We start from the raw sequence: 9,460 nt of genomic DNA on the forward strand, positions 1-9,460 counted from the left end.
AAATGTGAATTTAAAGCTACTTTCCTTATCCTTACTTACATATAGTACACTATTGCAACATTTACAAGGAAGTAAATTGCTGTTTTATATAGGTATATTTAGATATATAATGTGAATAAAGATATACTTCGAAAAGATTTAAAGTAAACATATTGCAACAATAAGAGGAGAATAAATCTATGATTGAATTGACTGAAAGACAAAAGAATATACTTCAGGACCTAGTAAATCTTAGCACTCCAACCCCAGCCAAAGAGCTTGCAAAAAAATATAATGTAAGTGTTCGAACGGTGAGGTATGACATAGATGCAGTAGAATATTTACTTAAAAGTAATGGCTATATTCTAATGAAAAAGCCTCATCAAGGCATTTGGATTGAGATAAAAGAAAAGGATAAAGAGTTTTTTAAAAGTGTAATTGGAGAGCAAAGAGCATCAATCAACAGAGTATTGTCTAAAGAAGAACGACAATATCAGATTCAATTAATGCTTTTAGAGTCAAATGGTCCAGTCACTGCAGAACAGCTTTCTACAGATTTGCTTGTTAGTAGAACTACGATTATGAAGGACTTAAATGAAATAAGAGAAGAAATAAAAAAGTATGATATATATTTAAAAAGTAAACCTAGAATTGGTTATATCTTGGCAGGCGAGGAAAAAAGCATAAGAGAGTACCTTGCTAATATGCTGATGAGATACAATAACAAGAATGAACTCCTTCAACTTCTAAGTAAAATCGAAAAAAGTGATAGCAATCAAGAATCTAGGCTTAATTTAGCTTCACTAAACAGTCTATCTGATGTAATAAAGATAGAGGATATAAAGGAGGCCATTAAATCAGGTAAAAGCGTAATGGATTTTTGGATTCCTGACAGCTCATATGTATCACTGATAGTACATATATCAGTTGCCATAGATAGATTGCTTAAGGGACAGAAGATAGTTATTCCTAAAGACAGAATAGAAGCAGTAAAAGATTTTAAAGAATATCAAATAGCCATGAAAATAGGGAAAACGCTAACAGACTTTTATAAAGTTAAAATAACTGATAGTGAGATTGCCAACATAACAATACATCTTCTATCAGCAGATCTTAAATTAAGGTCCTTATATGAAGAAGAATTGTTTAACAATCACATTACACTAAAACAAGTGGTAGATGAAATGGTAGTATCTATACGGGATTATGTAAACTTAGATAATAATGAGCTTATAAAGCTTAAGGAAGATATTCTTTCTCATATTAGACTTACTCTTAAAAAATATAAACTTAATATACATCATGAAAACCCATTACTAGAGCAAATAAAAACAAAGTATTTTGATTCTTTTGAGTTAGCAAAGACGATGGGGTCAGTGTTTAAAGAATTAACAAATATTGAGCTTCATGAAGGAGAAATTGGCTATATAGCTCTTCATCTAGCCGCTCATATGGAAATTATTAAAAAAGGTAAGAAAAAAAGAGCTTTGGTAGTATGTACTACAGGTAAAGGCTCTGCAAAGGTATTAGCTTATAGAATAGAAAATAGCATATCAGATATAGATATTGTAGATACTCTATCAGTATTTGATCTAGAGGATAAAAAAACTGTAATAGATGATGTAGATATAGTAATAAGTACTGTTGGGCTAGTATTATCAAATAAACCAGTGATAAAAGTAAGTCCGTTAGTTGATAACTCTGAGATAAACAGAATAAAAGAATTCTTGTATAAAGATAGTGGTGAGATCTATAAGAATGACACACAGAGAGAAAATTATATTCTAAATTCAATAATGGGTATCGCAGGTAAATATGTTGCAGCGTCAGATATCAGCAAGCTTAGAACAGAGTTAGGATTTTTGGCTGAGTTTATAACGAATAATTCAACAAATAAGTCTATGGAAAATATTTTTTATGAGCAGTTTTCTCATAGGATAGCTCTTATGCTAGCTGAAATAAATGAAATGGTAAAGGAAATAGAGAGAGAAACTAATACAATATTTAAACTAGATAATCTCTGGGGTCTTATAATTCATCTGATTATGGCTATGCCTAGATGGAATTCAGGTGTTTTTAACAAAGAAGTTAATTTAGATAAATATAGAAAAGAGTATAAGGAATTATATCCAATAGTAAAAGAACACCTTAATAATATTGCAGAAAAAAATGATATAAGAATTCCTGAAGGAGAGGTAGTAGCTATTATTAGGTATTTAGTTTAAGGAGGGAATATTATGACAAATTCTATATTGATTAAAGGAGGAAAACTTCTAGATATAAGTAGTGGCTATAATTTCACAAGAAAAGATATTTGCATCAACAACGGCTTAATCACTGAAATAGAAGACGACATAAGTTCTGTTGAAAGCATAAACACAATATATTTAGATGATGAAATAGTAGCTCCTGGATTTATAGATATTCATACTCATGTATATAAAGGTACAGCGTTGGGTGTAGAACCTGATGAAGTCGGAATAAAAAGAGGTGTAACAACTATTTTTGATGCAGGGAGTTCAGGACCTAAAAACTTTGAAGATTTTTTTAGTAAGAATATTAAAGATAGCACTACATCAGTGTTCTCACTATTAAACATTGCTTATAATGGTTTAGAAAATCTTAGGTATGAGCTATCAGATATGAATAATATAAGAGTTGATAAGGTTAAAGAAATTGTGAACATCCGCAAAGACTATATAAAAGGAATAAAAGCAAGAGCAAGTGCTACAACCGTAGGAGAATTAGGGATAAAACCAATAGAACTAGCAAAAAAGGTTGCGTCAGATTTAAAGCTACCATTGGTAGTTCATATAGGTAATTATCCTCCTTATATAGACGATGTATTAGACATATTAGACAAGGGTGATGTCGTAACTCATTGCTATCATGGAAAGGCAAATGGGCTGTTAGATGAAAAAGGTGATTTGAAGAAGTCAACACAAAATGCTATAAAAAGAGGAGTTTGCTTTGATATAGGTCATGGTACTTCCAGTTTTAACTTTAATACTGCTAAGAAGGCAATTAGTCAAGGATTTTATCCTGATATTATCAGTACAGACATATATAAAGACAATATTAATGGACCCGTTTATAGTCTTGAAACAACTATTAACAAATTGATAGGGCTAGGTATAGATATAGATTCGGCATTGAGTAAAGTTACAGCAGTGCCAGCAGATATTTTTAAGCTTCAAGGTTATGGGAGAATTGAGAAAGGATTTTTAGGAGATCTCACGATATTTAGCATAAAGGATGAAGTGAAAATTCTGACCGATTCCGATGGAAATAGCATTGAAACGAATAAGCATATCAAGACCTCTCATGTAATAAAGTCTGGGGAAATATTTGAAATTGAATATAACTAGGGGGATAAAATCAATGGACATTATAATGGATTTGAAACCAAAGTTCAGCATTGAGGATTCTGAATATGAAGAAATAAAAGATGAAGTGCTTGATATAGTGAAAAAGCTTCAAGAGAGAGGCATAACCTTTGATGGTCATTATAAGGTTGGATTTTACTCTCATATGATAAGCATGATAAAGAGGCTTAGAGATGGAGAAAAGGTGATGGAGATTTCACAAGATGCTTTATCAGAAATAGATCAATATTCTATTCAGGCAGCAGAAGAAGTTTTAATACCATTATTCACAAAATATGATGCAACTGTGGATAAATCAGAGGTTTTTTTAGTTTCTATCCACATACAAGCAGCAAAAAATAATATAGAAAGGAGTGAAGAAGATGGAAAATAAGGTAGTGGTAGTTATAGGAGATAGACTAGGCAAAGGGCAAAAGGTTGCAAAAGGTGTAGAAAGCGCAGGAGGCAAGGCTATACTTATTCCTGGCATGGCTGCTGATATGAAGCTTGGGGATGTTATGTACGAAGAAAAGGCAGATATAGGACTTAGCTTTTGTGGAAGTGGTGGTGCAGGAGCTTTAATGGCATCAAATAAACATGGCTATAAATCTAAGCATCATTTGCGTTCAGTAGATTCAGGAGTTACTGCAATAAAAGAAGGTGCTCAGGTTTTAGGTTTTGGTTTTCTAGATAGTGAAGAGCTTGGGAGAAGAATAGTAGAGGAGTACCTCAGGATCCACAAGAAAGGATAGTTGTATATGAATGAAAAACAAACTATGGAAACAATAGAAAAGGAATTCATTATTGATGCTACTGGAAAATCCAAAGAAGAAGCATACGGGACTATATTTAGTAAGTTAAGGAAAATAGTTTACGATGAAATAAAGGGAGTAGTGCTGCACATGGAGCCTCTAGCAGTTTACAATCTAGAGGAGAAAGAGGAAAGTTTTACAGAAAAATTTTTATGGCTGTTTATGCCTAGAACTAAATACAAGTACTATTTGAAAGCTAAAATTATTGTTCTAATAAAATTCATTTCTACTTAAAGGGGGAAAAACAATTGTTAGCTATCGTTATTAAATCATTAATAATTGGTATGATTGGCGGCGCAGCAGTTGCAGCAGGGGCTGCGAGAATGTTTCATGCTCCCAAGGTACAGTCAATGGGTGCATTCAGGACATTAGGAGAATTAAATGCTTGTAAAGGAGATGCAGTTACACATTTTTCTTTTGGACTTGGATTTTTGTTTAATGCCGCTGCTTCTGTAGTTGCAGCAGGTGCATTGACACAAGATGTTTTGCATAGGGTAATACCAAACTGGGCAGCAGGACTTCTGCTTCTTAAGAATAAGAAAGTAGAAGAAACTTTACAAGATCCTGCTAAGATGGTGTTTGCAGGGGCTATAACAGGAGCGGTGGTACTTGTTTTCTTAAACACACTAGCATCAATTATACCAGAATCTATGTCAGTTATAGCTCAAAAGATTTTAGGACCAGCAGCTAATTTAATGATAAACCCTGTTATGCCAATTATATTTTGGCTAGCCGCTCTTGATGCAGGTAAGATAACAGGAATATGGGGTACAATCTTAGGTGGGTTAGCCCATATGATAATGGGAAATGCTGTACCAGGTATTGTTTTAGGTATACTTATAGGTCAATCAATTGAAGACAATGGATATGCTAAAGCAACAAATATTATGATCACAATAGTTACTGTTCTATTCATAGTGATAGCATACTTCAGAGGCTTCTTCGAAAAAGTACTAGCATTATTCTAATAAAGGGGGATAAATATGGATACTGTTAAGGTTAATGATTCTGGATTTATGAATAGATTAAGAGAAATCCTTTTAAAAGAATACACTTTTCCAATATTAGTAGCATTAGCATCTGCGGCTATATTTGCTGGAACACATATGTATGTTGCTCACCATGTTGGAGCTTTTAATGAAATATTTGTAGTACAGATGCTAGATGAAGGATTGCAAGGTGGCGACTATGCTGCAGCAGCTGGATTTGCAGCTGGGTTTTTGATAGCTAGAATTCTTGAAGGACCTCTTGTTGGAGTTCTAGATATTGGTGGTTCTCTAATGACTGGTGTAGGTATAGGTATACCTGCGTTGATGCTCGCATCAGGATTTACTTTACCAATAGATAATTTTGCCCTTGCACTGCTTACAGGTGCTGCTATAGGCCTTATAATTGGAGCAGTTATTATACTTATACGTAAGCTCATGCCGCAGGGTATAGCTTCATCAGGAACTAACATAATGATGGGTGCAGGCAATGCATCAGGTAGATATTTAGGACCGTTGATTATTATTTCAGCAATACAATACAGTATTCCTGCGGGAGTTGGAGCATTCATAGGAGCAGCTATATTCTATAAAATCGATAGGCCAATTGCTGGTGGAGCAATATTAGGAGCAATGATATTAGCTAGCTTTTTCCCAGTGTTGGCATAATTATAAGGATGAAACAGGAGGATATGGTATTTGCCATATTCTTCTGTTTTGATAAGGAGGACTACACATGAATATATATGAACAAATTAATCTTAAGAAAGTTATAAACGCTAGTGGAAAAATGACAGCATTAGGAGCATCAATAGTAAATCCTTTAGTAGCAGATTATATGAAAGAAGCCGCAATGAACTATGTAATTATTGAAGCTCTTATAGATAAAGCTGGAGAGATAATAGCTTCGTACACTGGGGCAGAAGATGGGTGCGTTACTATAGGAGCTTCAGCTGGAATAGCTATATCCACAGCTGCTTGTATAGCAAAGGATAACTTGAGCCATATAGAAAGACTTCCTGATAGTGAAGGCATGAATAATGAGGTTATAATTCAAAAAGGTCACTCTGTTAACTTTGGAGCTCCTATAGCTCAGATGATAAGACTAGGTGGAGGAGTCCCTATAGAAGTAGGTCAAGCAAACAAGGTAGAAAAAGACCATATTGAGGCTGCAATCAATGATAAAACTGTTGCATTGCTATATGTAAAGTCTCATCATGCAGTTCAAAAAGGTATGGTCTCAATGAAAGATATGATAGAAATAGCTCATAAATACAATTTACCTCTTATAGTAGACGGTGCCGCGGAGGAAGATCTAAAGAAATATGTTGCACTAGGTATAGATTTAGTAATATACAGTGGAGGAAAGGCAATTGAGGGTTCTACATCAGGGTTTATAGCTGGAAAAAAGCAATTGATATCATATTGTAAAAAGCAATATAAAGGTATAGGAAGAGCTATGAAGGTAGGCAAAGAAAATATAATGGGTCTATTAAAAGCTATTGAGTTATATTCAACTAAAGATAAAAAATCAACTGTTGAAAAGCAAAAAAAATTAGTTCAATGGATGGCAGATGAAATAGACAAAATAGATGGATTGACTGCTTCAATTATTAAGGATGAAGCAGGTAGAGAAATATACAGGGTAAGTGTTAAAGTAAACACTAACTTAAAAAATATAGATGCTACACATGTAATAAAGGAATTAGAAGGTGGAGCACCAGCTATATATACAAGAAATCATTATGCTAACATCGGCATTATCAATATAGACCCAAGACCTATGATTGATGGAGATGAAAAATATATTGTAAATAGATTGAAAGAAATAATGGAAAATCTCAGTGAATAGGGGGATAAATATGGATTTGAATAAATATGATTTTTATAAGGGTAGAGTTGCTTTAAATCTATTAGCTAAAGACATACCAAATGCTAAGGAAGTAGAAAACGTGTTAGATGGCAACGTGTTTATTGGATTATTATCGAAAAACTTTGAGAATACTGAAGTAGCTATAAAGTATTTTAGAGAATTTAAAAAAGAAATAAAAACTATTTCTGTAGGGCTAGGTGATGGAGACCCGAACCAATGGAAAATGGCAGCAGAAATTGCTGCTGAAACAGATCCAGGCCATGTTAATCAAGTTTTTACTACAGCCCCATACACTTTGGGATTATTAAAAGGAAAGGGTTGTACTAGAACAATAGTAAACGCTCTTATCAGTCCTTCTGGTGAAGTAGGCAAAGTTATCATATCTACAGGTCCTCATAGTAGTCAAATGAATACTGCAGTAATAGACACAAAAACGGCATTAAGTATGTTGAAGGATACAGGAATTATGTCAGTAAAGTTTTTCCACATGAAGGGCTTGAAGCATATAGATGAGCTTAAGGAAGTAGCTATGGCTTGTGCTGAAGTAGGCATCCCTATAATAGAGCCAACAGGAGGCATAACTACTGACAACCTATATACTATAATAAAGACATGCGTAGATGCAGGTTGCGAGAAAGTAATACCTCATGTATACAGCGCTGCTATAGACAAAGTAACTGGGTTAACAGATACTAACATTGTAAGAGACTTATATGAAAGCATAAAGTCAGCCCTTAAGTAGGAAAGTATAAGACTAGCTGCTATAGACATGCTTAAATTCGCAGATGAATGTGCAGCAATAAAAAATTCTGATGATGAGTTTTAAAATAGCCTGAGCTATACATGAAAGCACACAAGTAATGATAGCGTAGCTTGAATAATAGAAATCATTACAAAAAATGCCCGATAAGCAGTAAACTTATCAGGCATTTTTTATATTTTACTATTAGTAATATTAAAAGTGATACTTTTTATAATTTGAACTTAAAAAATATCAAGGGGTCTTTTATTTTTCTGTTGCTATGATATAGTATATTTAATGAATAAAAAAGTTCATACTATATGAATTTAAATAACTCAAATATGGTTAAAATGGTGATAGGTATGGATATAAAGAAGCAGTTAGAAAATAGAATATTTGAAATGGAAAAGGTAGCTCAATTGTTTGAAATTAAACCATTTGACATGTTTCTTTTAGGAGGTTCTGCATGTATATTAGGAGGATATTCGTATAGAGCAACAAGGGATTTTGATTTTATGGATTTAAACTATTCTTCTAGGCTGGACAAAGTATTTGTTCATTTGAGAGATTTTGATATGCTAGAGTACGAGAGTACATTAATCTCTCCTATATATAAGGAGAGGTCAAAGAAGCTTGATAAATTTGATTATCTAAACATCTATATACTTTCTGTTGAAGATATAATTGTAAGCAAAATAATAAGGCTGGAACAGAAGGATATACAAGACATAGACGAGCTTATTAAAATTGCTGATAAAAAGGTTATAAATAAAATTATAGACGAAGTTTTAAGTAGAGATGATTTATTTGAATCAAAAAAGAAGTATTTTGAAGAAAAGTTACCTTCGTTTAGGGAGAGATATAATGTATAGAATACTTTGTGAAAGCTATAAAAACTACATGAAAGATTTTTCTCTTGAAAACTGCAAAGATTATCGATATAAGATTATGCTACCATTTAAATTACTAATAGATTTAGATGAATACAAAGAAGAAAAGAAGAATGATACACTAAACTATAGAAAATTACAAGACTTTATCTGGCTAGTAAAACAAAATATCAATGAGTACCCTAATTTCAAAGCCTTATTATGGAGCTTAGAGTCAAGAGGTATTTATGGTAAAAGCTATGGTATATTGACTAATGAAGAGTTTACTGAACAAACAAAAATCATGAATATGTTTTTAAAGTTATGTTATTGGAATTAGAGCAGATTTTTTAGAAGATCTGCTTTTTAATTGTCTTATCATTTTTAAATGCACCTTCCCACTTATTTTTTCAGATTCTTTATTATTGTCGTAGCATTAATATAAATGATATACTTTAGATAATTAATGAACGGACAATAATAAAAATTAACTGGAAGAAAAATATTGCAGTTGGAGGTGAGGATAAATGGATACAGCCCTAGTAAATGCCTTAAGAGAAATGCTGAGAGAAGAACTAAGAGAAGAGATTAGACCGATTAATAAAAAACTAGATTCATTAGAAATAGAAACAAAGGACATGAGTAAAAGGCTAAATTCATTAGAAACAGAGACAAAGGGCATGAGTGAAAGGCTAAATTCATTAGAAACAGAGACAAAGGGCATGAGTGAAAGGCTAAATTCATTAGAAATAGAAACAAAGGACATGAGTAAAAGGCTAAATTCATTAGAAACAGAGACAAAGGGCATGAGTGAAAGGCTAAATTCATTAGAAA

12 protein-coding genes are annotated in these 9,460 nt (G+C 32.8%); all 12 read left to right on the top strand.

The genetic code is table 11. The features are described from left to right. The first annotated feature begins 179 nt into the window (after window positions 1-179). Window positions 180-2,204 carry a PRD domain-containing protein gene (locus HNR33_RS07260; RefSeq protein ID WP_429081751.1) on the top strand — a complete coding sequence of 675 codons (2,025 nt, stop codon included), beginning with the start codon at window positions 180-182 and terminating at the stop codon, window positions 2,202-2,204. Window positions 2,205-2,216: 12 nt separating this feature from the next. Further along, window positions 2,217-3,347: an amidohydrolase/deacetylase family metallohydrolase gene (locus HNR33_RS07265; RefSeq protein WP_429081753.1), complete on the top strand. Its 1,131-nt coding sequence runs from the start codon at window positions 2,217-2,219 to the stop codon at window positions 3,345-3,347. 13 nt (window positions 3,348-3,360) lie between these two features. Next, entirely contained in the window at window positions 3,361-3,738 is a 378-nt protein-coding gene (locus HNR33_RS07270) for a PRD domain-containing protein (protein ID WP_429081755.1), read from the top strand. Beyond that, complete coding sequence (locus HNR33_RS07275) at window positions 3,728-4,096, top strand: SFCGS family glycine-rich protein (RefSeq protein WP_429081757.1); 369 nt, start codon at window positions 3,728-3,730, stop codon at window positions 4,094-4,096. The genes HNR33_RS07270 and HNR33_RS07275 overlap by 11 nt, the downstream gene beginning before the upstream one ends. Window positions 4,097-4,102: 6 nt before the next feature. Continuing rightward, window positions 4,103-4,390 carry a DUF4312 family protein gene (locus tag HNR33_RS07280; RefSeq protein WP_429081759.1) on the top strand — a complete coding sequence of 96 codons (288 nt, stop codon included), beginning with the start codon at window positions 4,103-4,105 and terminating at the stop codon, window positions 4,388-4,390. Between the two features lie 14 nt (window positions 4,391-4,404). Continuing rightward, the gene (locus HNR33_RS07285; protein ID WP_429081760.1) at window positions 4,405-5,124 is read left to right on the top strand and encodes a DUF4311 domain-containing protein; all 720 of its coding nucleotides are present in this window, start codon (window positions 4,405-4,407) and stop codon (window positions 5,122-5,124) included. 15 nt (window positions 5,125-5,139) lie between these two features. Further along, on the top strand, window positions 5,140-5,811 hold the full coding sequence (locus HNR33_RS07290) for a DUF4310 family protein (protein WP_429081762.1): 672 nt from the start codon (window positions 5,140-5,142) through the stop codon (window positions 5,809-5,811). Between the two features lie 67 nt (window positions 5,812-5,878). Continuing rightward, window positions 5,879-6,994: a DgaE family pyridoxal phosphate-dependent ammonia lyase gene (locus tag HNR33_RS07295; protein ID WP_429081763.1), complete on the top strand. Its 1,116-nt coding sequence runs from the start codon at window positions 5,879-5,881 to the stop codon at window positions 6,992-6,994. A gap of 10 nt (window positions 6,995-7,004) precedes the next feature. Then, window positions 7,005-7,757, top strand: coding sequence for a 2-dehydro-3-deoxy-phosphogluconate aldolase (dagF, locus tag HNR33_RS07300; RefSeq protein WP_429081765.1), 753 nt, complete (start codon window positions 7,005-7,007; stop codon window positions 7,755-7,757). A 320-nt stretch (window positions 7,758-8,077) separates the two neighbouring features. Beyond that, window positions 8,078-8,629, top strand: coding sequence for a DUF6036 family nucleotidyltransferase (locus HNR33_RS07305; protein WP_429081768.1), 552 nt, complete (start codon window positions 8,078-8,080; stop codon window positions 8,627-8,629). Beyond that, a complete protein-coding gene (locus HNR33_RS07310) occupies window positions 8,622-8,966 on the top strand; it encodes a hypothetical protein (protein WP_429081770.1) in 345 nt (114 codons plus the stop codon). Before HNR33_RS07305 ends, HNR33_RS07310 begins: the two co-directional genes overlap by 8 nt. 187 nt (window positions 8,967-9,153) lie before the next feature. Further along, on the top strand, window positions 9,154-9,460 hold a 307-nt coding region (locus HNR33_RS07315; protein ID WP_429081772.1), incomplete at its 3' end, for a hypothetical protein.

This window comes from Brassicibacter mesophilus (genome assembly GCF_050433385.1).
GTDB classification, from domain to species: domain Bacteria; phylum Bacillota; class Clostridia; order Tissierellales; family Proteiniboraceae; genus Brassicibacter; species Brassicibacter mesophilus.